The organism is Streptomyces katrae (genome assembly GCF_000717655.1).
Taxonomy (GTDB): Bacteria; Actinomycetota; Actinomycetes; order Streptomycetales; family Streptomycetaceae; genus Streptomyces; species Streptomyces katrae_B.
Map to the genome: position 1 here is coordinate 90,706 of NZ_JNZY01000013.1, position 24,560 is coordinate 115,265.

Sequence of the window (24,560 nt, forward strand, 5' to 3'; positions counted from 1 at the left end):
TCCTGCGGGCTACTCGCCGACGCCCTCGGCGGCGCGGATCGCGTCCCGGTAGACGCGGGCCGCGGCACGCAGCGCGGTCTCGGGGTCGACGCCCGCCGCCTCGGCGCGCGCCGCCAGTTCCAGCAGTTCGTACCCGATGCCCTCGCCGCGGGGCAGCTCCACGGCCACGCCGTTTGTACGGACCCGGCCGGCGAGCTTGGCCGCGAGCGCGAGACCGGGCTGGCCCAGCGGGATCCCGTCGGTGACCGACTCCCGCTGCTTCTCGACCGCCTTGGTGCGCTGCCAGTGGGCGCTGACGTCCTCCGGGGTCTGCGCGTCCGCGTCCCCGAAGACGTGCGGATGCCGGTGGATCAGCTTCTCGACGAGGCTGCCGGCCACGTCGTCGATGGAGAACGCCTCGTCGGCGTGCTCCTCGGCGATCCGCGCGTGGAAGACGACCTGGAGGAGCACGTCGCCCAGCTCCTCGCGCAGCGCCTCCCGGTCCCCGTCCTCGATGGCCTCGACCAGCTCGTACGCCTCCTCCGTGGCGTACTTGACCAGTCCCTCGTGGGTCTGTCGCGAGGTCCAGGGGCACTCCCGGCGGACCCGGTCCATCACCTGGACGAGGTCGAGCAGGCGCGCGCCGGGCAGATCGTAGGAGCCGGGCAGCAGCTCGAGGTCGGGCATGTCGACGCGGCCGGAGCCGGCGAGCCGGGCCAGCCCGTCGGTGAGGCCCTGGTCACCCTCGCCGCCGGGGATCACCACGACCGTGCGGCCGCCGGCGCATGCCTCGACCAGCGCGTGCGCGTCGGGGGTCTCGTGTGCGACCTCGACGCCCGCCTCGCGCAGGTACGGAAGCTGCGGGTGGCCCGGGTCGGCGCACAGCACCCGGTCCGCGGCGTGCAGGGTCTGCCAGGCCGGCCAGGACAGCAGGCCGGGGGCGACCCGGTGGCTGGCGGTCAGCAGGACGATCCGGCCGGCGGCGGTGTCGTCGGCAGGGGTGTCGCCGGCAGCGGCGGGCACGGCGGGGGCGGGTTCGGCGGCGTGGTCGGTCACCCTCCGAACCTACCTCCGGACGGGTGACTCAGGCTCCGGCGGGGGCCTGCTCGGGCCGGGTCCGCTGGACGATCCACGGGGTGTCCTGGTCGCCGAGCACGATCTGCTGCGCGTCCCAGACGCCGTAGCGCGGGTTCACCTCGATGTGCAGCGCCTTCGCGGCGGACGCGAGCTTCTCGACGGCCTTGTCCTGGCTGCCGTAGTGGTCGAAGAGCTTGTCGCGCAGCAGCTTGAAGCGGGCGTCGGCGTCGAGCTGGCCGGGCGCCAGCTGGGCCTGCTCGAGGGCGGCCGCGGCCAGCTTCTCGCTGCCGCCCGCCTTCTCCAGCTGGGCCTTGCGGAAGTCCTGGACCTCCTTCTCGCCGACGCTCACGCCCGCCTCCTTCGCGGCGCGTTCCAGGACCACGGTCTGGATCATCTTGTTGAGCTTGACGCGCTCCAGGCCGGGCGAGGCCTGGATGAGCTGGGCGGCGGTCGGACCGGATCCGTTCTGCGCCGCACGGACGTCGCCCACCTGGGCCTGCAGCGCGGAGGTGGTGATCCGTTCGCCGCCGACGACGGCCGCGGTGCCGGGGCGGGCCTGACCCGAGCAGGCGGACATCAGGGGGGCCGCCACGAGCAGGGCGGCGGAGACGGAGAGCGCAGTGCGACGGTGCAAAGGAGCCTCCAGGGCCGGGAGATTGTGCGTCGGTGCACAAGGGCCGTGCGGTGATCGATGGTATGCAGTCAAGGTGATCCGGGCCACTGGTTCGACCAACGATTCCCGGGGTGTCGGGGTGCGCATCTGTTGATGTCGCAGTCACCCGATGGCCATCCTGTGGTCCACCGGCGGTGCCAAGGTCGGCCCACCATGTCGACACCGCACCGCTCGCCGCGCCGCCGGAGCCTGCACGGCTCGGCCCTCGCCGCCCTGATCACGGTGGTGGCCGTGTGCGCCGGGGACGCGGCCGCCCGCGTGTTCCCGTTCGGGCACCGCCACCGCAGCATCAACGACCTCGGCAACCAGTTCGTCCCCTTCCACGCCCACCTGTGGGACCTCCTGCACGGGCGCGCGGAGGGCGGGCTGCTGCTCAACTGGCAGTCCGGCTACGGCACGAGCTTCCTGCCCGACTTCGGCACCTACCTCTCGAGCCCCTTCGCGGTGCTCGTCGCCCTGTTCCCGCGCGAGGACATCGACCTCGCGGTGTACGTGGTCACCGTGCTCAAGACGGCCGCCGCCGCGGCGGCGATGGCCTGGCTGCTGCGCGCTCAGCGCCGCGGGCCGTGGTGGGCGGCGGGGCTGCTGGCGGCCTCGTACGCGCTGTGCGGCTGGTCCGTGATCGAGGCGTCGTACAACCCGATGTGGCTGGACGGGCTGATCGCGTTCCCGCTCCTGTGTCTGACGGGTGAATGGGCGCTGCGGGGACGCCGGCCGGCGCTCGCCGTCCTCGTGGTGGCGCTGTGCTGGACGGCGAACTTCTACACGGCCTACATGGCGACGCTGGGCGCGGCGCTGGTACTTCTGCTGCGGGTGGTGCTGACGCGCCAAGGGGTGCGGGAGCGGCTGCGGGTGCTCGTCCGTGGTGCGGGGACGACCCTGCTGGGCATCGCGGTGTCCGCCCCGGTGCTGGTCCCCCTCTTCCTGAGCTCGAAGCAGGCGTACCCGGGGTGGACGCGGCAGTTCGCGCCGGTCTCCTGGCCGGACCTGTTCGCGCGGGTCCTGCCCGGCACGTACTCCTTCTCCTCGCCGGCGCTCTTCGTGGGTACGGGGACGCTGCTGCTGGTGGCGGCCCTGCCGTTCCACCGGGCGGTGCCGCTGCCGACCCGCCTGGGGTGGGCGGGGCTGACGGCGGCCGTCCTGCTCTCCTTCCAGTGGACGCCGACGCACCTGGCCTGGCACCTGTTCGCCACCCCGAACGGCAGCCCGTACCGGCAGACGTTCGTGCTGGCCGGCGTGGCCGTGATCGCCGCGTGGACCGGGCTGGCGACGGCCGGGCTGCCGGGGCCGCGGGCGCTGGCGGCAGGGGCGGCGGTGCTGGCCGCCGCGGCCGTGGCGGCGAGCGGCAGCCCCCTGGCGACGACGTGGGGGTTCGTTCTGTTCTGCGGCGGGCTGGCGCTCGCGGCGGGGGCCTGGTGGTGCCTGGGCCACCGCAGGCTGGTCCTCCCGGCGGCCGGGGTGCTGGCGCTCGTACTGACCGGGCAGGCGGCCGCGACGACGGCGTTCGGGCACAAGGGCAAGCTGGGCGGCCTGGACGACTACCCCCCGTGGGGGGCGGCGCACACGGCGCGCGCCGAGGCCCTGGCCGGCGCCGAGGGCTGGCCCGCGTACCGCACGGACCCGGGCCGGCCGGCGCTGTCGGGCAACGATCCGCTGCTGCTGGGCGGGGAGGGCGGCGCGTACTACAGCAGCCACACCCCCGACGTGTTCACGCGGACGATGGTGGCCCTCGGGGCGGGCTGGACCTCGCGCGGGCGCAACGTGCAGAGCATCGACAACCCGGTGACGGACGCGGTGTTCGCGGTCGGCGCCCGCCTGCGGCCGGACGGCACGATCGGCCGCGCGCAGGTCGTCCCGCCGCTGGTCACGGTCCGCCCGCCGGGGCCCGTGCCCTCGTACGGCGAGGGCGACGGGCCCCCGTTCGCCAACCAGGAACTCCTGCTGGGCGCGAAGGTGTACGAGGACCCCGTCTCCCCCGGGGTGTGCCGCGCGGGCACGGAGGCCTACCTCTGGGCCCCGGAGTACAACGCGACGGCCCGCCTCGCGGACGGCCGCGCGTTCCGGCTGAACGGCAACGCCCCCCGCAACCGGGCGGCCGTCCAGCCGCTGGGCGCCTCCCGGGGGGCCTCCTCGGCGCTGGTCTTCGACGCTGTCGCGCCCCCGCGCTGGGCCCTGTCGTGCCTGGACCGCGCCCGCCTGGACGCGGCGGTGGCCGCGTTGCGCGCGTCGGCCCCGGCTTCACTCCGGATCGGCTCCTCGACGGTCAGCGCCACCGTCCCGGCGGGCACCACCGGCACGGCGGTCCTCGCCGCCCCCGCCCTTGCGGGCTGGACGTGCAACGGCCGCCCGGCGACGCCCTACCTGGGCCTGGTGGCGATCCCGCTGGACGGCCGGACCCTCACGGTGACCTGCACCTTCCGGCCCCCTGGCCTCGCCCCGGGCCTGGCGCTCGCGGGCGCGGCCCTGCTGGTGCTCCTGGCTGTCCCTGTCCGAGCCCGGCGCTGGCGAACCCCTCGCCCATCGGATGCGGTGAACCGTGTGCAGCTTCTTCGCGTAGGTGCCGGCGGCGTCCAGGAGTGAGGCGCCGCCCCGGTCCGACACGGTCGGTCCGTTGCCGGTCTTGCGGCTGGAGAGGAAGCGGCGCTGGCCGGCGGCGTCCAGGCCGCGGTGGATGCCGACGTGGTCGACGGTGACGGTCACCGTGTCGTCCGCCCCTTGCCGAAGGGCGAGTCAGCCGGCCGGCCGGAGAAGCGGCCGAGACCGACCACCTCTCGGGAACGCCCGGGCGCATGGGGATGCGGACAGGGAGCCGTACGGTACACCGCACGGCGGAACCCCGGCCGGCGTCAGCGGACCTGGCTCAGCCAGTGCAGGGTGCGGCGGACCTCCGTCGAGAAGGGGTGCGCCGGGCCGTGGACGCGCTCCGCGTCGAACAGGAGGCGGGCCAGGGTGTCGTGTGCCGCGGGGCGGTCGCCCATCGAGAGCAGCAGCTGGGCTATCCGGCGGCGGACCTCCAGCGGCAGGCCGGGATCCGGATTGGCGTAGTGGTTCTCGAAGAGCGGGAGCAGGGAGCGGTACTCGGCCAGGGCCGCCCCGGGGGCGCCGAGCTGCTCCAGGCACTGGGCCGCGTCGTAGCGGAAGCGCAGGGACTGGGGGTCGCCGGCCGGGAACTCGTCGGCGAGGCGGCGCAGCTCGGGCAGCGCACGGCGGTACTGGCCGTCGTCCATCAGCGTGGCGGCGTACTGCTTGCGCAGGGAGCGGACCACCGGTGAGTGCTCGCCGTGCTCAGCCTCCGCGGCCGGGAGGATCCCGCCGAGGATGTCCACGGCCTGGGTGAGGCGGCCCTGGTCCAGGAGGCTGCGGGCCTCGTCCACCGCGGCCGGGATGTCCGGCTTCCGGGGCGGCGTCGGCGGTGCGGCCGGCTGCGGCGGGACGGTGGAGGCGCGGTCCGGCCAGGGGGCGTGGGGGCGCAGGAAGGGGCGGGTCGGGTCGAGCGTGCCCGTCGGCGTGCCCTCCTTGGGCAGCAGCGACGCGAGGGCTTCGTAGACGTGCTGTGCGGAGGCGGGCCGGTCCTGCGGGTCCTTCGCGAGGAGGTGGAGCAGGACCGCCTCGAGCTGGTGCGGGATCTCGGGGCGCATCCTGCGGACCGGGACGGGCGGCTCGTACAGGTGGCGGTGCAGTACGCCGAGCGCGGTGGACCCCGCGAACGGGACGTTGCCGCTGAGGAGTTCGTACAGCAGCACGCCCAGCGCGTAGAGGTCGGTGTACGGGCCCACCGCGCCGCCCATCGCCTGCTCGGGCGCCATGTACGCCGGGCTGCCGATCGGGGTGCCGGTGCTGGTGAGGCGGGTGGTGTCGGTGTCCATCACCGAGGCGACACCGAGGTCGAGGACCAGCACGGTGCCGTCCGGGCGGATCATCACATTGCGCGGCTTCAGGTCGCGGTGCACGATCGGCACCGCGTGCACGGCCGACAGCACCCCGCACAGCTGCGCGACCACGGCGACCGCCCACGGCCAGGGGTACGGGTCGTGCTGGGCGAGGTGGTCGGCGAGGTCGGTGCCCTCGACGTAGCCCATGACGAGGAACAGCTCGTCGCCGTCGCTGCCCGCGTCGTGGACCGTGACCAGCCCCGGGTGGTCCACCTGCGCCGTGACCCGGCATTCGCGCACGAAGCGACGGCGCAGCTCGTCGGCGACGGAGCCGGGGCCCGCCACCTTGTCCGGGCGCAGCAGCTTGACGGCGACGCGGCGGTCCAGCCGCTGGTCGTACGCCGTCCAGACCTGGCCCATGCCGCCCTGTCCCAGGACGGAGGCCAGCCGGTAGCGCTCGCCGATGATCCGGTCGTCGTCGGTCACCGGGCCGGGCCCTCACCCTCGTTGCCGGGCGCGTTCGGGTCCGGGTTCGGGTTCGCCTGCGGATTCGGTCGCGGGTGCGGCGTCTGCTTGCGCAGCAGTTCGCTCAGCTCGTCGAGCTCGGCGCGCACCTGTCCGATCCGTGGCGGGCCGGCCGGCCCGGGAGCCGGTGCGGGGGCCGGGGACGGGGTCGGCGTCGGCGTGTGCTGTTGGGCCGGCGGGTATCCGTACCCCGGCCGGGCCTGCTGCTGCGGGACGTACGGCGCGGGCTGCGCCGGGTACCAGGGGGCGGTCGGGGCCGCCGACCGTGCTCCGTAGTGGCGGATGTCGGCGACGAGGAAGTACACGCAGGTCAGGAAGCCGGTGATGATGATGCCGAAGGCGCCGGTATTGCCCTGCCAGCCATCGGTGTTGGGCGTCGGGTCGGCGCCGATCAGCGCGATCCAGGCGACGCTGAGCCCACAGTTGACGGCCAGCAGCCACCAGTCCACGGGCTTGCGGGTGACGAGCGCGAGCCGCAGCATCGTGCCCCAGCCCAGGAAGCCGCAGCTCAGGACGGGCAGCAGGGCGAACAGCACGCGCAGTGCCACGATTCCCCCGGAACTGGGCTGGGGGCCTTGCTGCGGCGGGAGGCCGGGGCCGTGCATCGCTGCTCCTGACGGACCGTGTCGACGAAGTTTCGGGTCTGAGCGTATACAGCGTTTCCGGCCGCCAGTGAGGGGATGCGCGCAACCGTTGCAGGGTCGCCGCACACCTCCGCCCGCCGCGGGCCGCGCCGCCCGGGCGGAAATCGCCGGGGCTCCCTGACCGGCGGCGACTACCCTCGGCAGTCGAGTTGTTGTTCCAAGGGGGGATCCACATGCGGAGCCGGACCATCGGCATGTCGGCGCTGGCCACGACGGCGCTGTTCGGGCTGACGACGGCCTGCCTGCCGGCGGGCGGGGGCAAGGCCGCCGACGTCGGCAGGGCGGCCCGCGCCGCCGAGCAGGTCTCGGCCGGGGCCACGCCGACGCCCGCGGCCAAGGGCAAGGACAAGAGCACCGGTGTGCTCGCGGACCTGTCGGGCGCCGAGATCCTGAACCAGTCGTACGAGGCCATGCGCAAGGTCGAATCGGCCCACGTGGTCGCGAAGATGCGCGAGGACGGGCAGCAGGTGGAGTTCGAGCTGTCCCTCGACAGGAAGAGCGGCTGCAACGGCGTGATCCGGTACGAGGGGATGGGCAAGGTGGACCTCATCAAGTCCACCGACCTCATGCACTTCAAGGGGGACGCCGGCTACTGGCGGGCCGTGGCCGCGAAGAAGCACACCCCCAAGAAGCAGACGGACGCGATGGTCACCATGCTCGCCGACCGCTGGCTGAAGATGCCGCTCTCCGATCCCGAGGCAGCCTCGATGGCCCATGTCTGCGACCTGGGCAAGCTGATGGGCGGCAGCGGCAAGCCCAGCCCGCTGGCCCGCAAGGGCGAGACGGTCGCCATCGACGGCAAGCAGGCACTGGCGATCACCTCGGCGGCCAAGGAGGGCACGGAGGTCGACTACATAGCCGCCCAGGGCACCCCGTACCTGCTCAAGTCCACCATTTCGGGGGACGAGACCGGGGAGATCCTCTTCTCCGCGTTCGGCACGCCGGTCGACACGGCCCTGCCGGAGGGCGCGGACGTGCTGGACCTGTCGAAGCTGGGTGGCGGCGCCCCCGGCGAATCGGTCTGACACCGGCCTCGGCGGGCGGATCCCCGGAAACGCGCGTAGCGTCGCAAAAGGGATACGGAAGGGAGCCCTCGCATGGGGATCTTCGACAGGGCCAAGGAAATGCTGCAGGGCCACGGCAAGCAGGCGAAGCAGGCGTCCGACGCCGCCGAGCAGCAGATCGACCAGCGCACCGGCAACAAGTACGCCAAGCAGGTCGATCAGGGCCAGCAGCAGGTCGAGAAGCAGTTGGGCATCGACGACGACCCGAACCGGTAGGCCCCGCCCGAGCAGCCGGCGGCGCGGCCGGGGACCCGCAGGTCCCCGGCCGCGCACCGCGTCGCACGCAAGCGGTCGTACGGGAGCGGTCGTACGGAAGGCGGTCGTACGGAAGGCGGTCGTACGGAAGGCGGTCGTACGGAAGCCTTACGAACCGAGGATCGTGGTGAGGAACTCCCCGGTCCAGGCCAGTAGTTCCCGTCCGACCAGCGGCTTCCCGCCCACCCGGGCGGTCTTGGGCCGCGGGATCAGCACCTGCGAGGTGGCCGGCTTGAGCACCGCGCCCGGGTAGAGCCGCTTGAGGCGCAGCTCCTGCGATTCGCGCAACTCCACCGGCCCGAAGCGGATGTTGACGCCCTGGAGGGTGATGTCGCCGACGCCGCAGGCCCGCGCCAGCATCCGCAGCCCCGCCACCAGCAGCAGGTTCTCCACCGGCTCCGGCAGCTTGCCGTAGCGGTCGTGGAGCTCCTCGCGCACGGCCTTGATGTCCGCCTCGGAGTTAGCCGACGCGATGGACCGGTAGGCCTGGAGGCGCAGCCGCTCGCCGGGGGCGTAGTCGTGCGGGACGTGCGCGTCGACCGGCAGCTCGATCTTGACCTCGAGCGGCGGCTCCTCCTCCACCCCGCCCTCGACCGCGGCCCGGTAATCCGCCACGGCCTCGCCGACCATGCGGATGTACAGGTCGAAGCCGACGCCGGCGATGTGCCCGGACTGCTCGCCGCCGAGCAGGTTGCCCGCGCCGCGGATTTCCAGGTCCTTCATCGCCACGTACATGCCGGCGCCCATCTCGGTGTGCTGGGCGATCGTCGCGAGACGCTCGTGCGCGGTCTCCGTCAGCGGCTTCTCCGGCGGGTAGAGGAAGTACGCGTACCCGCGCTCGCGGCCCCGTCCGACGCGGCCGCGCAGCTGGTGCAGCTGGGAGAGGCCGAAGTTGTCGCCGCGCTCCACGATGAGGGTGTTGGCATTGGAGATGTCGATGCCGGACTCGACGATGGTCGTGGAGACGAGGACGTCGAACTTCTTCTCCCAGAAGTCCACGACGACCTGTTCCAGGGCCTGCTCCGACATCTGCCCGTGCGCGGTCGCGATCCGCGCCTCGGGCACGATCTCGCGCAGCTTGGCGGCCGCCCGGTCGATGGACTCGACCCGGTTGTGGATGTAGAAGCACTGGCCCTCGCGCAGCAGTTCGCGCCGGATGGCCGCGCCGATCTGCTTCTCCTCGTACGGGCCGACGAACGTGAGCACCGGGTGGCGCTCCTCGGGCGGGGTGGTGATGGTCGACATCTCGCGGATGCCGGTCACCGCCATCTCCAGGGTGCGCGGGATCGGGGTCGCGGACATGGTCAGCACGTCGACGTTGGCGCGCAGCTTCTTCAGCTGCTCCTTGTGCTCGACGCCGAACCGCTGCTCCTCGTCGACGATGACCAGGCCCAGGTCCTTGAACCTGGTCTCCTGCGAGAAGAGCCGGTGCGTGCCGATGACGATGTCCACGGAGCCCTCGCGCAGGCCCTCCAGCGTGGCCTTGGACTCGGTGTCGCTCTGGAAGCGGGAAAGCGCCTTCACGTTGACCGGGAATTGGCTGTAGCGCTCGGAGAAGGTCCCGAAGTGCTGCTGCACCAGCAGCGTGGTGGGGACGAGCACGGCGACCTGCTTGCCGTCCTGGACCGCCTTGAAGGCGGCCCGGACCGCGATCTCGGTCTTGCCGTAGCCGACGTCGCCGCAGATCAGGCGGTCCATGGGGACGGACTTCTCCATGTCCTCCTTGACCTCGGCGATGGTGGTGAGCTGGTCGGGCGTCTCCGCGTACGGGAAGGCGTCCTCCAGCTCGCGCTGCCAGGGGGTGTCGGGCCCGAAGGTGTGCCCGGGGGCCGCCATGCGCGCGCTGTACAGCTTGATGAGGTCGGCGGCGATCTCCTTGACCGCCTTCTTCGCGCGCGCCTTGGTCTTGGTCCAGTCGGCGCCGCCGAGCCGGTGCAGGGTCGGGGCCTCGCCGCCGACGTACTTGGTGACCTGCTCCAGCTGGTCGGTGGGGATGTAGAGGCGGTCGCCGGGCTGGCCGCGCTTGGCGGGGGCGTACTCGACGAGGAGGTACTCGCGGGTGGCGCCCTGGACGGTGCGCTGCACCATCTCGATGTAGCGGCCGACGCCGTGCTGCTCGTGGACGATGTAGTCGCCGGCCTCCAGGGTGAGGGGGTCGATGGACTTGCGGCGCCGGGTCGGCATCCGGCCCAGGTCCTTGGTGGCGGTGCGCTGGCCGGTCAGGTCCGTCTCGGTGAGGACGGCGATCTTGAGCGCGGGGTCGACGAACCCGTTGTCGAGCGAGCCGCACGCGACGTGGACGATCGACGGCTCCAGGGCGCGCAGATCGGCCTCGAGCCGGGCCGCGATGCCCTCGCCGCCGAGCACCTCGACGGTGCGGGCGGCCGGGCCGTGGCCCTCGGTGAGGTAGACGGTGTGCCAGCCGTCGGCGATCCAGCCCTTGGTGTCGGCGAGCGCGCGGGCGGTGTCGCCCCGGTAGGCCTCCGGGGCGTGCATGCCGAGCTTGAGCGTGTCCCCGCCGCCATCGGCCTCGTCGGCCGCGAAGGGGGACACCGACCACCACATCATGCCCAGCTCGCGCGCGTGCTCCCGTACGTCCGCGATCCCGCGCAGCGAGGCCGCGCCGACGTCGATCGGGGCCTTGCCACCGCCGGCGGTGGCGGCCCAGGAGGCCATCAGGAACTCCTGGGAGGTCGTCACCAGGTCCGCGGCCCGGGTGCGCACCCGCTCCGGGTCGCACACCACGGCCATGGACCCGGCCGGCAGGACGTCGACCAGCAGTTCCATGTCGTCCACGAGGACCGGGGCGAGGGACTCCATGCCCTCGACCGCGATCCCCTCGGCGATCTTGTTCAGCAGTTCGCCGAGCTCGGGGTGCTCCTCGGCGAGGGCCGCGGCCCGCTCCCGCACCTCGTCGGTCAGCAGCAGCTCCCTGCAGGGCGGGGCCCACAGCCCGTGCTCGGCGACCTCCAGGGACCGCTGGTCGGCGACCTTGAAGTAGCGGATCTCCTCGACCTCGTCGCCCCAGAACTCCACGCGCAGCGGGTGCTCCTCGGTGGGCGGGAACACGTCGAGGATGCCGCCGCGCACGGCGAACTCCCCGCGCTTCTCGACGAGCTCGACGCGGGCGTACGCGGCCGCGGCCAGCGCCTCGGTGATCTCCCCCAGATCGGCGCTCACGCCCTGGCGCAGGCTCACCGGAACCAGGTCGCCGAGCCCCTTGACCTGCGGCTGGAGCACGGACCGGATCGGCGCGACGACGACGGAGACGGGCCCTGCGGCCGGGTCGTCCTTGCTCGGGTGCACGAGGCGGCGCAGTACGGCGAGCCGACGGCCCACGGTGTCGCTGCGCGGCGAGAGCCGCTCGTGCGGAAGGGTCTCCCAGGACGGGTACTCGGCCACCTCGTCGGGGGGCAGGAACGAGCGCAGCGCGGCGGCCAGGTCCTCGGCCTCCCGCCCGGTGGCGGTGACCGCGAGCACGGTCCGCTCGGTCCTGGCGGCCAGCGCGGCGATGGCGAAGGGCCGTGCGGCCGGCGGTCCGACGAGGTCCACGTGCATGCGGTTGCCGTCGCCGGCCGCGGTGACCGCCTCGGCGAGGGCCGGGTCCCGGGTGACGGCGTCGAGCAGTCCGTGCAGGCTCATGAAAGGAGGCTTCCGTCCGGTGAAGGGGCAACGCGAAGGGCCCGACACGTCTCACGGGCCGGGGCTTCCCACCCTACGACGCCGCCCCCTCACCCGCGCGAGGGATTGCGGCCACTCCGGGGAGTGACCGGCCGTCCCGGCTGCCGGACCGGGCCGCCCGAACGGCCGTCGGCCCCGGCCGGCCCGTGAGGGCTGACCGGGGCCGGCGGTCCCCCGTACGACCGCGGCTACTCGCTCGCGATCGCGTTCAGTACGTTCATCCGTCCTGCCCGGAAGGCCGGGACCAGTGCGGCGAACAGGCCCACGAAGGCCGACCCGGCGAACACGCCGATGATCGTCGGCCAGGGGATCTCCAGCACCTTCAGGCCCTGGAGGACGAGCAACTGCTGCGCGGCGGCCCCCCAGCCCATGCCCAGGCCGAGGCCCAGGAGGGCGCCGAAGAGGGCGATGACCACCGACTCCAGGCGGATCATGCGGCGCAGCTGGCGGCGGGAGAGGCCGATGGCGCGCATCAGGCCGATCTCCCGGGTCCGCTCGACGACCGAGAGGGCGAGGGTGTTCACGACGCCCAGGACCGCCACGATGATCGCGAGGGCGAGGAGCCCGTAGACCATGTTCAGCAGCTGGCCGACCTGGTCCTGGAGGTCCTTCTTGTAGTCGGTCTGGTTGCGCACCTGGTACTGGGGGTACTCGGCGAGCGCCGCCTTGACCGCCGCGTACGCGGAGCCGGCCTTCCCGTCGGCGGCCTTGGCCAGCAGCATGAAGGGCAGGGGCATCCGGTCGGCCGGGACGTACTGCTGCGCGGTCGCGGTGCTGATGTACATCGAGCCCTTGTCGATGTTGCCCTCGTCCGAGGTGATCGCGGCGACCTTCAGCCTGGCGCTCTTGCCCTCGGCGAAGGCGACGGTCATCTCGTCGCCGACCTTGACGTGGTGCTCGTCCGCGTAGAGCGAACCGACCGACATCGCGCCGCTGCCGTACGCCGCCGCGTGCTCGCCGGCCACCGCCTTGCGCCGGACGTCCTGGACGTAGGTGGGGTCGGTGACGCTCAGCTCGGCGTCCTTGGCTGAGCCGTCGGGTGCGGTGATCTTCGCCTTCACCAGCCGGTACGCGGTGACGTGGTCGAGGTCCTTGGCCGCCCGCAGCGCCTGCTCGGCCTGCGGGACGACCGGCTGCTGCGCCTGGGACTGGACCATGTAGTCCGCGCCGACCGACTTGTCGAGCTCGTCGGTGGCGGAGGCCACCATCGAGGAGCCGACGACCGACAGACAGGCGACCAGCGCCAGTCCGATCATCAGCGCGGCGGCGGTGGCGCCGGTGCGGCGCGGGTTGCGCAGCGCGTTGCGCTCGGCGAGCCGGCCGACGGACCCGAAGGGCCGCAGGACCACGCCGGAGAGCAGCCGGACCACGCCGCCGGCGAGCAGCGGGCCGATCACGATGAAGCCGATGAGGGTGAAAAGGACGCCCATGGCCAGCCAGAGCGAACCGGGCGCGGCCTTGTCGGCGGCCGCGGCGAGGAACAGGCCCGCGCCGCCGATGCCGGTCAGGACCAGGCCCACGGCCGCCCTGATGCGGCCGGCCTTCTTGTCGCCGGGGGTGCCGGCGTCGCGCAGGGCGGCCATCGGCGAGACCTTCCCGGCCCGGCGGGCCGGGATGAACGCCGAGACGACGGTGACGATGATGCCGAGCACCAGGCCGACGACGGGGGTGGTCCAGGCGACGGTCAGGTCGTCGGTGGACAGGTGCATGCCCATCTGGCCCATGAGCTTCATCAGGCCGATGGCCAGGCCCACACCGGCGCCGACACCGAGGAGCGAGCCGACGAGGCCGAGCAGCAGGGCCTCGACGACCACGGACTTCAGCACCTGGCCGCTGTCGGCGCCGATGGCGCGCATCAGGCCGATCTCGCGGGTGCGCTGGGCGACCAGCATCGAGAACGTGTTGAAGATCAGGAAGATGCCGACGAGGAAGGCGATCCCGGCGAAGCCGAGCATCACGTACTTCATGACGTCGAGGAAGGAGCCGACGTCCTTGCGGTTGGCGTCCGCGGCCTCCTTCGCCGTCTGCAGCTTGTACGTGTCCGCGCCGACGGCCTTCGCGATGTTCTGCTTCAGCTGGTCGTCGCTGACCCCGTCCTTGGCGCTGACGTTGACGTGCGTGAAGAGGCCGGGCGCGCCGAGCAGCTTCTCCTGCGCGGTGGCCGTGTCGAAGTAGACGATCGCGGCACCCGGGTTGGTCACGGTGAAGGTGGCGATACCGCTGATCCGGGCGCGGATGTCGCCGGTGACGGCGATGGTGCGCAGCTCGTCGCCCAGCTTCAGGTGGTGCTTCTCGGCGGTGTCGGCGTCGACCATCATCTCGGTCGGGCCGCGCGGGGCCCGGCCGGAGGTGATCTTCATCGACTTGAGCTCGTTGTCGCTCCAGTTGCCCGCGATGGTCGGGGCACCGGTGGTCGAGCCCAGGTTCTCGTTCTTGGCGCCCACGACCGTGACGGACACCGAGACGACGCCGCCCTCGGCGCCCTTGACCCCGTCGGCCTTCTTGACCTGCTCGACGAGCGAGGCGGGCAGCACCTCGGGCTTGCCGCGGTCCGGGACGTCCTCGCCGCCCTCGGCCGCCTTCGGAGAGAGCGTGACGTCGGAGTTGGTGACGGCGAACAGCTTGTCGAAGGTGGTGTTCATGGTGTCGGTGAACACCAGGGTGCCGCAGACGAAGGCGACGGAGAGCAGGACGGCGACCGCGGAGAGCGCCATCCGCCCCTTGTGCGCGACGAAGTTGCGTCGCGAGGTCTTCAGGACGGTGTTGCTCACGAGGTCCGCCCGCGCGCGTCGAAGTCCTTCATCCGGTCGAGCACCTGGTCGGCGGTGGGCCCGTACATCTCGTCCACGATCCGGCCGTCGGCCAGGAAGATGACACGGTCCGCGTACGAGGCGGCGACCGGATCGTGCGTGACCATGACAATGGTCTGGCCGAGTTCGTCCACCGAGCGGCGCAGGAAGCCGAGGACCTCGGCGCCGGCCCGGGAGTCCAGGTTTCCGGTGGGCTCGTCGCCGAAGATGATCTGCGGGCGGGCCGCGAGGGCACGGGCGACGGCCACGCGCTGCTGCTGGCCGCCGGAGAGCTCGGTCGGGCGGTGCTTGAGGCGGCCGGCGAGGCCGACGGTCTCCACGACCCGGTTCAGCCACTCCGCGTCGGGCTTGCGGCCCGCTATGTCCATGGGGAGCGTGATGTTCTCCAGGGCGTTGAGCGTCGGCAGCAGGTTGAACGCCTGGAAGATGAAACCGATCCGGTCGCGGCGCAGCTGCGTGAGCTTCTTGTCCTTCAGCCCGGTGATCTCGGTGTCGTCCAGGTGGATCTGCCCGCTGGTCACCGTGTCGAGACCGGCGAGGCAGTGCATCAGCGTGGACTTGCCGGAGCCGGAGGGGCCCATGATCGCCGTGAACTGGCCGCGCTTGATGTCCACGTCCACCTCGTCGAGGGCGACCACACGGGTCTCCCCGGCGCCATAGGCCTTGACGACCTTGCGCGCCCGGGCCGCGACGGCTTCATGCCCTCCAGTACCCCCGTGCCTGGTTTCGGTCATAGCCGTTGTCACGGTGCTTCCCCTCGTTCGTTGCGTTGCTGCGCGTGTGACCGGATTCCGGCGGGTCGGCCGGATCCGGCGTGTGATGCCGTCCTGAAGTCTGCGGGGCGGAGGCGGCCGGCGCCCTGGTGCCCATCGCCGTATCCACCGGGGGGTTAACCCCACCCCCGCCCGTATGAACCAGTTAAGGACCTCGCGAGGCCGTCCTCCTCCTCCGCCGGGACGAAAGGCCCCTGGACCCTTGTGAGGAGCAACCCTTAGGGGTTCTCCGCCTTTTGGGGGACCAGCTCTGGGGGGATACCGCCGGATACCCCGTGATGAGAGGGTGTTCCCCGCAGGTACGTGCACGGTGAAAGGATCGTGGTGGGCGCGGAGGAGAGCACGGGGGAACGCACCGGGGACGCCGCCGGGTCAGGGGCCGGGGCCTCGGCGGCTGCCGGGAGCGGCAGCCGGCCGCCGCGCACGGCGCTCGTCGCCGCCCTCATGCTGAGCATGGCCCTCGTCGCCCTCGACACCTCCATCGTCTCCACCGCCGTCCCCCAGATCGTCGGCGACCTCGGCGGGTTCTCCGTCTTCTCCTGGCTCTTCGCCGGCTACCTGCTCGCGATCACCGTCACCCTCCCCGTCTACGGGAAGCTCTCCGACACCCTCGGCCGGGGGCCCGTCCTGCTCTTCGGCATAGCCCTGTTCATCGTCGGCTCGGTGCTGTGCGCGCTCGCCTGGAACATGGCCGCCCTCATCGCCTTCCGCATCGTCCAGGGGCTGGGCGGCGGCGCGCTCCAGGGCACCGTGCAGACCCTGGCCGCCGACCTGTACCCGCTCAAGGACCGCCCCAGGATCCAGGCCAGGATGTCCTCCGTCTGGGCCGCCTCCGCCGTGGCCGGCCCCGCGCTCGGCGGGCTCATCGCCTCGTACGCCGACTGGCGCTGGATCTTCCTCATCAACCTGCCGCTGGGCGGCCTGGCCCTGTGGCTGCTCGCCCGCCATCTCGTCGAGCCCGCACGGTCCCCCGGTCGCCGCGGCCCGATCGACTGGGCCGGCGCCCTCGGCGTCTTCGCCTGCGGCGGGCTGCTGCTCTTCGCGCTGGTGCAGGGCGGGGTCGCCTGGCCCTGGCTGTCCGCGCCCTCGCTCGCCCTGCTGGGCGCGAGCGCGGTGCTGGCGGCCGTGGTCGTCCGGATCGAACGCCGGGCCGAGGAACCGATTCTCCCCGGGTGGGTCTGGCGCCGGCGCACCATCGCCGCCGTGAACCTCGCCCTCGGCGCACTCGGCCTGCTCATGGTCGCGCCGCTGGTCTTCGTCCCGACGTACGCCCAGTCGGTCCTCGGCCTCGGACCCACGAGCGCGGGGCTCGTCATGTCCGCGATGACCCTCACCTGGCCCCTGTCCGCCGCCTTCAGCCAGCACGTCTACCGGCGCATCGGCTTCCGCGACTGCGCCGTCGTCGGGATCTCACTGGCCGCCGTGATCCTGTTCTCGTTCACGCTGCTCCCCCATCCCGCCCGGCCCTGGCAGCCCACGCTGATCATGCTGCTGCTGGGCGCCGCCCTCGGCCTGTTCCAGCTGCCGCTGATCGTCGGGGTCCAGTCCACCGTGGGCTGGTCCGAGCGGGGTACGACGACGGCCTCGGTGCTGTTCTGCCGCCAGGTCGGCCAGAGCCTCGGGGCCGCCCTGCTCGGGGCCGTCGCCAACGCGACCATCGCCGCCCGGCTGGCCGACGCCCCGATGACCGGACTGCCGCACCACCTCGACGACGTCTCCAAGGCCCTCGACCGGCCCGGGCTGCTCCCGCCGGCCGCCGCCGACTACCTGCGCGCGTCGGTGGCCGCCGCCGTGGACCACATCTTCCTCGGCGCGACCGCCGCGGCCGTGGCGGCCCTGCTGATCCTGCTCCTGGTGGCTCCGCGGCGGTTCCCGATCCTGGCGGAGCATCAGGAGAAGTAGGGGCGCGCCCGGCTCCTGCTTGTCATGGTCCCGGTCAACGGAGTACACCTCGGAGTCCTGAATCCGAGATCCGTTCCGGGGGGACGACATGGTTTCCGCACTCTTCGCACTGGCCTTACTGGCCGCCGTGGCCGGGCCGATCGGCCTGCGGCTGCGCCGCCATCCGGGCTTCGTCACCGGCCGCGACGGCCGGCTCTCCACCTCCACCACCCTGGCGCTGGCCTGGACCGTGATCCTGGTCTGGCTCCTGCTCACGATCCTCGCGTACGGGCTCACGGCGGGCGGCGGAGCCGGCTGGTTCGCCGGGGAGCACGGCCCGCTGTCCTCCCTGACCACCGTCTACCTGCCGCTGCTCGGCGGCCCGTACGTGGCCCTGATCGCGGCGAAGACCGTCGTCGGCATCCGTGTGGAGAACGGCAGCATGGCCAAACCCGCCCCCAAGCCGACGCCCTCGGGGAAGCGGCCGCTGCGCGAGCTGATCGCGAACGACAGCGGGCGCACCGACCTCGTGGACCTCCAGTACGTGACGCTGAGCGCGATCACGATGCTGTACGTGGTGCTGTTCTTCCTCTCCGACGTGGGCGGCGGGCTCCCCCGCCTCCCCGCCGAGATCTGGGCGCTGACCGGCGCACCGGCGGGGGCGTACCTGGTGAACAAGATGGCCACGCGCGCGAACCCGGTGATCACGGGCGTGGCGGTGCAGGGTTCCGCCCTGCGGGTGGAGGGCGGCGGCTTCGGCCCGCAGGCCCGGGTGGAGCTCGACTCCACCGCCCTGGCGACCGAGTACGACCCGGCGACGGGCACCCTGACCGCGCAGCTGCCGGCCGCCGCGCCCGCCGCCTTCACGGTGGTCGTCACCTCCCGCGGCCTGCGCAGCGACCCGTACCGTCACGCACCGGCGGCTGCGGGCTCGGGACGGGCTCCGGCTCCGGCTCCGGCTCCGGCCCAGCGGGCGGCGGGCTAGTACGCCCGCGTCGGGGGCGGGTCAGGTCACGGGAGCTTCGCGAGGAACTCCCTGATCAGCGGGGCGATCTCCGCGAGGTGGGTCTCCAGTGCGAAGTGCCCCGCCCCCTCGAAGACGTGCACCTCGGCATCCGGCGCATCGCGCAGGTACGCCTTCGCCCCCGCCGGGGTGAAGAACGGGTCCCCCTCGCCCCAGACGACCAGGACCGGCACCCGGGCGGCGCGCAGCCAGGCCTGCCAGGCGGGGTAGTGGGCGAAGTTGGACGCGTAGTCGAAGGCCAGATCGGCCTGCGCGTCGGCGCGCCCGGGCAGCCCGAGGTAGTGCACGTCGAGCGTCCAGCCGTCCGGGGAGATCAGGCTCGTGTCGGCGACGCCGGTCTCGTACTGGAAGCGGGTGCCCTCCGGGGTGAAAAGCCCCCGCACGCGCTCCTCGTCGCCCGGCATCTCCCGCCGCAGTCCGGCGAACTCGCGGGCCGCGTCGGAGAGTCCCTCCTCGTACGCGTTGCCGTTCTGCACGATCAGGCCCGTCACCCGTTCGGGCCGCCGCGCGGCGAGCCGCAGCCCGACGGGGGCGCCGAAGTCGAAGACGTACAGCGCGAAACGGTCCAGCCCGAGGGCGTCGGTGAAGCCCTCCACGATGTCGGCGAGCCGGTCGAAGGTGTACGTGAACCCGTCCGGGGCCTCGGTCCGGCCGAAGCCGGGGTAGTCGGGGGCGATCAGCCGGTACGGGGTGTCGCCGAGCGCGTCCATCAGCCGGGCGAACTGGTGCGAGGACGTGGGGAAACCATGCAGGAGCAGCAGGACCGGGCCGTCGGCGGGGCCGCTCTCGCGGTAGGCGACGCGGACCCCGTGCACCTCGGCGGTGCGGTGGTGGACGAGCTGCATCACATGCCTCCAATGGCTTGGTTTCCATTAGTCTCACCGGAGATCAGTAATGGGTCAAGTGCTTCACGTACCATTAGACCCATGACGTTTCCGCTCACCGGGGAGCCCCTCGCCCTGGACCTCCTCAACACCCGGCCCGCGGGCGCCGGCGACCTGCTCGCCGGCCCAGAAGGGCTCGCCGCCTGGCTGGCCGCACAGGAGGGCCGGCTCGGGCCGGTCGCGAAGGTGGGTCCGGCGGAGGTGGCGGCCGTGCACGGCGTACGGGAGGCGGCCGGCGCGGCGCTCTCGGCCGCGCGGCGCGGCGAGCGGCCCCCGGCCGGCGCCCTGCGCACGCTGAACGAGGCCTCGGCCGGCGCCCCGGTCCACCGGGAGCTCGCCTGGACCCCGGAAACCGGCCTTGCGGCGACCCCGCACCGTACGGGCACCACGGCCCGGCGGCTCGCGGCGCAGCTGGCGGACGCCGCGGCAGAGCTCCTGACGGACCCGCGGGTACGCGACGTACGGGAGTGCGAGGGCGCCGACTGCGTCCTGCTGTTCCTCCCGGCCCACCCGAGGCGCCGCTGGTGCGTGGCCTCGACCTGCGGCAACCGCGCCCGCGTGGCCCGCTACTACGCCCGCCACAAACCCTGACCCCCGGCCGGGCGGGCCGCCGGTTCAGCCCTCGGCCGGGGCGCGGCCCGTCAGGGCAGCGAGGCTCGAGCGCACGTGGTTCATGTGCGCCCGCATCTCGTCCTGCGCCTCCGCGTGCTCCCGCAGGATCCGGTCCGTCTCACGGCCGGTCCGCTCCTCCCACACCCGGGCCTCCGCCAGCAGCTCCGCCGCCCGCGCCTCCGCATCCTCCTGCCCGTGCCGCGCCGACTCCTCCGCCTCCGCGTAACCGCGCCGCGCCTCCGCCAGCCTGCCCTCCGCGTACCGTTCCAGCTCCGCGTGGCGCGCCTCCAGATCGGCCTCCCGGGCCGCCAGCTCCCGTTCCGCCGCGTCCCACCGTTCCACGTGCTCCTGCTCGCGGTCCGCCAGCAGCGCATCCGACCGGCGCCGCATCTCCGCCAGCGCCGCCTGCGCCTGCGAGCGCCACTGGGCCGCATCGTCCCTGGCCTCCGCCCGGACCGCGTCGGCCTCCCGCTCCGCCCGCAGCAGCCCCTGCCGCGCCCGGACCTCCGTCTGCTCGCGCACCGCCTCCGCGTCCTGCCGCGCCAGCTCCGCCACCCGGTCCGCGTACGCCTCGGCCGCACCCGTCGCGTCCACCGCGTCCGCCCGCGCGTCCCTGCGCACGGCGTCCGCCTCCTCCTCGACCAGCAGCAGGATCCGCCGCGCCCGCTCGCTCAGCTCGTCGTACGTCTGCGGAGCCAGCTCCGCCACCGCCTCGCGCAGCCGCCCCGCCTCCGCCTCCATCCGCTTCGCCAGGACCGTCAGCCGCGCCACCCGCTCCCACGCCTCGTCCCGGCTCCCGGACAGCCTGGCGAGATACCGGTCGACCTCTTCGATGCGGTAGCCGCGACCTCGTACGGTCGCGAAACCCGGTCCGTGAGGTGACATGGGTGCAGTCATCCTGGAAGCGCCTCTCTCGGGGGGATTCCTGTCAAGGATGCGCCATTTGCTCCCAGAAGCCGGAATGGCCGGGCCGAGACCCTGTACGAGGGTCCCGGCCCGGCCATTCAACTGATCATCCGATCAGAGCAATCCGTCCCACATCTGCTCCAGAAGCACCGACCACCAGCTCTCCGGCGACGCCAGCGCCGCACTGTCGAGCCCGGCCAGATTCGTCTGGAAATCGACGGTCCAGCGCCCCGCCTGCTCCGGCGTCAGATGCTGGCGCAGACGCCACATGTGACCCAGCATCGCCAGCGAACGGGCGAACTGCGGCAGGCTCGAATTCACGAACTGCGGCGGCACCGGCGCACCGCCCGGACCGGCCTCCACCGGAACCGCCACTATGTGCGCCGTCCCGTACTGCACGCACAACGCCTTGCCGAAGTCACTGCCCACGACCAGGTACGAACCCGCGTCCGACGCCGGCTGCACCTGCCGCTGCGCAGCCAGCTCCGCCAGCGTCGGCACCGGCTGGCCCGGCACCGCCTGCGCCCAGAAGAACGGCCCGAAGTCCGTCGGCAGACCCGCCCACACCAGCGTCTGCGCCACGATCTCCGGCACACCCTGGCGGGACACCGCCCGCTGGTCGAAACGGAACACACCCTGCGGACCGAACGCCCCGGCCAGCTCCGCGCCGATGGCATCCAACGGAATCGCCGGCTGCAGCGGCACCTGCTGCAACGGCGCCCGTACCGGCGCAGGACGCGCCGGGCCGTCCGCCACCTGGTGCAGCTCACCCTGATGGGTCAGCAGATGCCGCATGCCCTGCTGACGACCCGCATGGTCCTGGCCGTACGGGGCCACGCTCGTGATCCGGACCTGCGGCCAGGTCTCCCGGATCATCCGCGCGCAATAACCGCCGGGCAGCTCGCACGACTCCAGCTCGGTGTGCAGTTCCAGCACCTGCTGCGGCGGCACGTTCATCGCCCGCAGCTCGTGCAGGATCTGCCACTCCGGGTGCGGCGTACCCGGCGCGGAACGCCGGATGAGCTGCTGCTCGGAGCCGTCCGGCGCGCGGTAGCGCAGCACGGCCTGGTAGCCGGGGCCGACCGTGGGCACACCGGCGGGCGCCGGGGGCTGCGGCGCGGGGCCGGGACCGGCCTGCGGCTGCCCGGGCGGGCCGGGAGGCGCGGGCGGCTGACCCGTCACGGCCGGACCGGCCAGCATCGTCGCGGCATGGTCGAGCCCGCCCCCGGGCGCACCGGGCGCCCCCGGCGGACCGGGCGGCTGGGGTACGCCGGGACCCGCGAGCATGGTGGCTGCCTGATGGGCCGAGCCACCGGGGGCCCCGGGCGGGCCGGGAGGCGCGGGCGGCTGACCCGCGCCCGGGGCCCCGGGCGGACCGGGAGGCGCGGGCGGCTGACCCGTCACGGCGGGACCGGCCAGCATCGTGGCGGCATGATCCAGCCCACGCCCCAGCGAACCCGGAGCACCGGGCGGACCGGGCGGCGCAGGCGGCTGACCCGCACCGGGAGCACCCGGCGGACCGGGCGGACCCGGAGGCGCAGGCTGACCCGTCACGGCCGGACCCGCCAGCATCGTGGCGGCATGATCCAGCCCACGCCCCAGCGAACCCGGAGCACCGGGCGGACCGGGCGGCGCAGGCGGCTGACCCGCACCAGGAGCACCGGGAGCACCCGGCGGACCGGGCGGACCCGGAGGCGCAGGCTGACCCGTCACGGCCGGACCCGCCAGCATCGTCGCGGCATGGTCGAGCCCGCCGCCAGGCGCACCGGGAACCCCCGGAGCACCAGGCGCACCGGGAGCCCCCGGCGGACCGGGCGGCGTCACCGGCTGCGCGCCCGGCCGGGAGACCTGGGCCTTGCTCGTCGGCGCATCGGCGATGGACCCGGAATCCGGGCCCGCGTCGGCCCCGAGGTGCAGGGCCGGCGCGATCGCCGTCCTGGGGAGCCGGCTGCCCCCGGGAATCAGCGCGGTCTTCGCCTCCGAGGCCCCGCCGGGCGGCGGCGCCACGTCCTCCAGGTCCGACCCCGACAGCGGCGGCGCGAACACCGTCGCGGGCAGCGGTACGGACACGTCGTCCGCACCGGGATTCACATCGGTCCCGGCCCACGGCGTGGCCCCGACGGGCACCCCGTCGTTGGCCGTCGGCTCGTACGGCACCTCGCGGCGCAGCGGCACCGCCTCCACCGGCTCGGGCGCGGACGCCCGAACGGGCTCCGGCGCAGCCGGAACCGCAGGCTCCGAAGCAGGCACGGCGGCAGGGGCAGGGGCCGCCGGGATCCCCGCCCGGTCCGCCGCCTCCTGCAGCCACTCCGGCGGACTCAGCATGAACGAGGTCTGCTCCGAGTCGATCCGCGGCGACGGCACCGACGCCTCCGCCACCGGGGCGGCCGCAGCCCCGTACTCCTCCTCGTACCGGCGGATCACCTCACCCACCGGCAGCCCCGGCCACAACGTCACCTCACCGCTGTCCCGCGCGATGACCAGCCTCTGCCGGCCCCCACCGGACACCGGACCGGCCGCACGGTCCTCCGCCCACACCACGAACCCGAGCCCGAACTCCCGTACGCGCACCTCGCGGTGCTGGTACGCGGGCAGGTCCCCGTTGATCCACTCCTCGGCGCGCTCCTGCGCCTGCGCAAACGTCACCATCGCGCCGTCACCCCTCCACCGGTGCCGCACCCGGCCCCGCAACCGACCCCGACACGGGAACCGAGCGTGCGAATCCGCCGTCCACCATCAGACCGGCCACCGTCTCCAACTCCGGCGGGTTCCCCGCCAACCGCTCGAGGAAGGCATCGAAATCGGCACCGCACGGCAGCAACAACCGCTCCACGCGCTCCTGCACCGACCAGCCGTCCCGGTCGCGGGCGTCGTCGTACGGGGAGAACCACACCGAGCCGATCGCCTCGCCCTTCACCTTCACCGCGAGCAGACCCCCCTGGACGAAGGCCACGCACAGGTAGTCCTTCGTCAGGTGGTCCCGCAGACACTTGTTGACGTACACGAGGTCGTTGACCGCCGCCTCCTCACGCACCGTGAAGAAAGGCTGGTCCACCAGCAGACCGAGCTCCACGTCGAGACCCGCGCCCACCGGCGCACAGCCGCCCGCAGCCTTCAGGAACGCGCGGTACGCCTCCGGCAGCCGGTAACCGAGGTCCTCCTCGACACCCTGCACCGCCTCCTCGGCCACCGACACCACCGACTTCGGCAGCCCCAGGTGCACCGGACGCACCTCCTGCAACGGCCGCGTCCCACGCTTCTCGTGGTCGACCGGCGCCGTCGCCAGCCCCGCGTGATGCCGCAGCAGCGCCTTCACCTCGACCGGGACCAGCTCCATCCGCCGCGTCCCCGCCACGTGGTGCCAGGTCCAGCCGTGCGGGGTCGCCACCGGCCCGACGGTGTCCCACAGCGCATGGCCGGCCGCATGCATCGCCGCGTTCGCGGACACACAGTCCGTCAGCCGCAGCTCGTCCACACCGAAGCCCTCCGGCGGCTCGGCGATCTCCACCGCCGCACGCGCGTACGGGGAGAAGTCGGGATGTCCGTCCCCGTCCATCCGCACACCGTGGGGATGCCGAGCGGCCCGGACCGGGTCCGGGAAATGCACGACCTGCCCCGAATACGCGGCGTTGGGTGGCGCGGCCTGCTGCCCGAGCCGACCTGTCGTCATGGCGGTAGCCCCCTGCTGGATCTGGCTGGTTCACCACAGCCTATGTGCTCCGGCAAGAGCGTCACCCGCCCACGACCCCCGCACCCGCGCGAGGGCCAGGAACATCCGAATTGATACGAATATTCGACCCCGCTTCCACACGACAGGGGACATTTGACAGGCTGTCCCCTCAGCACGGGGGCGTGCGCGACAGCGGCCACCACCGCCGCCACGGGAGGGAAGACGCGACC

The 24,560-nt window shown here is 73.1% G+C and carries 17 protein-coding genes; 6 read left to right on the forward strand and 11 right to left on the reverse strand.

Annotated features, from left to right (window positions below; all coding sequences use genetic code 11):
• Positions 1–9 precede the first annotated feature (9 nt).
• Both IF09_RS0118315 and IF09_RS0118320 read right to left on the reverse strand, forming a co-directional pair.
• On the reverse strand, positions 10–1,002 hold the full coding sequence (locus IF09_RS0118315) for a nucleoside triphosphate pyrophosphohydrolase (RefSeq protein ID WP_030296974.1): 993 nt from the start codon (positions 1,000–1,002) through the stop codon (positions 10–12).
• 61 nt (positions 1,003–1,063) lie between these two features.
• Positions 1,064–1,690 (reverse strand): SurA N-terminal domain-containing protein, encoded by a 627-nt coding sequence (locus IF09_RS0118320; protein WP_030296975.1) that lies wholly within the window; start codon positions 1,688–1,690, stop codon positions 1,064–1,066.
• A 192-nt stretch (positions 1,691–1,882) separates the two neighbouring features.
• On the opposite strand from IF09_RS0118320, the gene IF09_RS0118325 reads away from it, so the two are divergent.
• A complete protein-coding gene (locus tag IF09_RS0118325) occupies positions 1,883–4,309 on the forward strand; it encodes a YfhO family protein (RefSeq protein ID WP_051832623.1) in 2,427 nt (808 codons plus the stop codon).
• Between the two features lie 266 nt (positions 4,310–4,575).
• Here IF09_RS0118325 and IF09_RS0118330 read toward each other — a convergent pair whose 3' ends face one another.
• Positions 4,576–6,087 carry a serine/threonine-protein kinase gene (locus IF09_RS0118330; protein ID WP_324606853.1) on the reverse strand — a complete coding sequence of 504 codons (1,512 nt, stop codon included), beginning with the start codon at positions 6,085–6,087 and terminating at the stop codon, positions 4,576–4,578.
• Positions 6,084–6,674 carry a hypothetical protein gene (locus IF09_RS0118335; RefSeq protein WP_051832626.1) on the reverse strand — a complete coding sequence of 197 codons (591 nt, stop codon included), beginning with the start codon at positions 6,672–6,674 and terminating at the stop codon, positions 6,084–6,086. Before IF09_RS0118335 ends, IF09_RS0118330 begins: the two co-directional genes overlap by 4 nt.
• Before the next feature lie 269 nt (positions 6,675–6,943).
• Here IF09_RS0118335 and IF09_RS0118340 point away from each other — a divergent pair, with 269 nt between their 5' ends.
• Positions 6,944–7,795, forward strand: coding sequence for a hypothetical protein (locus tag IF09_RS0118340; protein WP_030296983.1), 852 nt, complete (start codon positions 6,944–6,946; stop codon positions 7,793–7,795).
• Positions 7,796–7,867: 72 nt separating this feature from the next.
• Positions 7,868–8,050 carry an antitoxin gene (locus IF09_RS0118345; RefSeq protein WP_030296985.1) on the forward strand — a complete coding sequence of 61 codons (183 nt, stop codon included), beginning with the start codon at positions 7,868–7,870 and terminating at the stop codon, positions 8,048–8,050.
• Between the two features lie 147 nt (positions 8,051–8,197).
• Here the strand turns inward: IF09_RS0118345 and mfd are convergent, their stop codons facing one another.
• From mfd to IF09_RS0118360, 3 genes are all read right to left on the reverse strand, one after another.
• Positions 8,198–11,731 carry a transcription-repair coupling factor gene (gene mfd / locus IF09_RS0118350; protein ID WP_030296986.1) on the reverse strand — a complete coding sequence of 1,178 codons (3,534 nt, stop codon included), beginning with the start codon at positions 11,729–11,731 and terminating at the stop codon, positions 8,198–8,200.
• Between the two features lie 227 nt (positions 11,732–11,958).
• The gene (locus IF09_RS0118355) at positions 11,959–14,484 is read right to left on the reverse strand and encodes an ABC transporter permease (RefSeq protein ID WP_051832627.1); all 2,526 of its coding nucleotides are present in this window, start codon (positions 14,482–14,484) and stop codon (positions 11,959–11,961) included.
• Positions 14,485–14,537: 53 nt separating this feature from the next.
• Positions 14,538–15,314 (reverse strand): ABC transporter ATP-binding protein, encoded by a 777-nt coding sequence (locus tag IF09_RS0118360; RefSeq protein ID WP_369778606.1) that lies wholly within the window; start codon positions 15,312–15,314, stop codon positions 14,538–14,540.
• Positions 15,315–15,797: 483 nt separating this feature from the next.
• Here IF09_RS0118360 and IF09_RS0118365 point away from each other — a divergent pair, with 483 nt between their 5' ends.
• On the forward strand, positions 15,798–17,255 hold the full coding sequence (locus IF09_RS0118365; protein ID WP_106975090.1) for an MFS transporter: 1,458 nt from the start codon (positions 15,798–15,800) through the stop codon (positions 17,253–17,255).
• Between the two features lie 88 nt (positions 17,256–17,343).
• Positions 17,344–18,219, forward strand: coding sequence for a hypothetical protein (locus tag IF09_RS0118370; RefSeq protein ID WP_234321053.1), 876 nt, complete (start codon positions 17,344–17,346; stop codon positions 18,217–18,219).
• A 26-nt stretch (positions 18,220–18,245) separates the two neighbouring features.
• On the opposite strand, the gene IF09_RS0118375 is transcribed toward IF09_RS0118370, so the two are convergent.
• Positions 18,246–19,103 carry an alpha/beta fold hydrolase gene (locus IF09_RS0118375; RefSeq protein WP_030296997.1) on the reverse strand — a complete coding sequence of 286 codons (858 nt, stop codon included), beginning with the start codon at positions 19,101–19,103 and terminating at the stop codon, positions 18,246–18,248.
• An 81-nt stretch (positions 19,104–19,184) separates the two neighbouring features.
• On the opposite strand from IF09_RS0118375, the gene IF09_RS0118380 reads away from it, so the two are divergent.
• Complete coding sequence (locus IF09_RS0118380; RefSeq protein ID WP_030296999.1) at positions 19,185–19,733, forward strand: CGNR zinc finger domain-containing protein; 549 nt, start codon at positions 19,185–19,187, stop codon at positions 19,731–19,733.
• A gap of 24 nt (positions 19,734–19,757) precedes the next feature.
• Here the strand turns inward: IF09_RS0118380 and IF09_RS0118385 are convergent, their stop codons facing one another.
• From IF09_RS0118385 to IF09_RS0118395, 3 genes are all read right to left on the reverse strand, one after another.
• Positions 19,758–20,639, reverse strand: a complete 882-nt coding sequence (locus IF09_RS0118385; RefSeq protein ID WP_106975089.1) for a cellulose-binding protein — start codon at positions 20,637–20,639, stop codon at positions 19,758–19,760.
• A 135-nt stretch (positions 20,640–20,774) separates the two neighbouring features.
• Positions 20,775–23,309 carry an SUKH-4 family immunity protein gene (locus IF09_RS0118390; protein WP_030297002.1) on the reverse strand — a complete coding sequence of 845 codons (2,535 nt, stop codon included), beginning with the start codon at positions 23,307–23,309 and terminating at the stop codon, positions 20,775–20,777.
• Positions 23,310–23,316: 7 nt separating this feature from the next.
• A complete protein-coding gene (locus IF09_RS0118395) occupies positions 23,317–24,330 on the reverse strand; it encodes an SMI1/KNR4 family protein (RefSeq protein ID WP_037635303.1) in 1,014 nt (337 codons plus the stop codon).
• Positions 24,331–24,560: the final 230 nt, after the last annotated feature.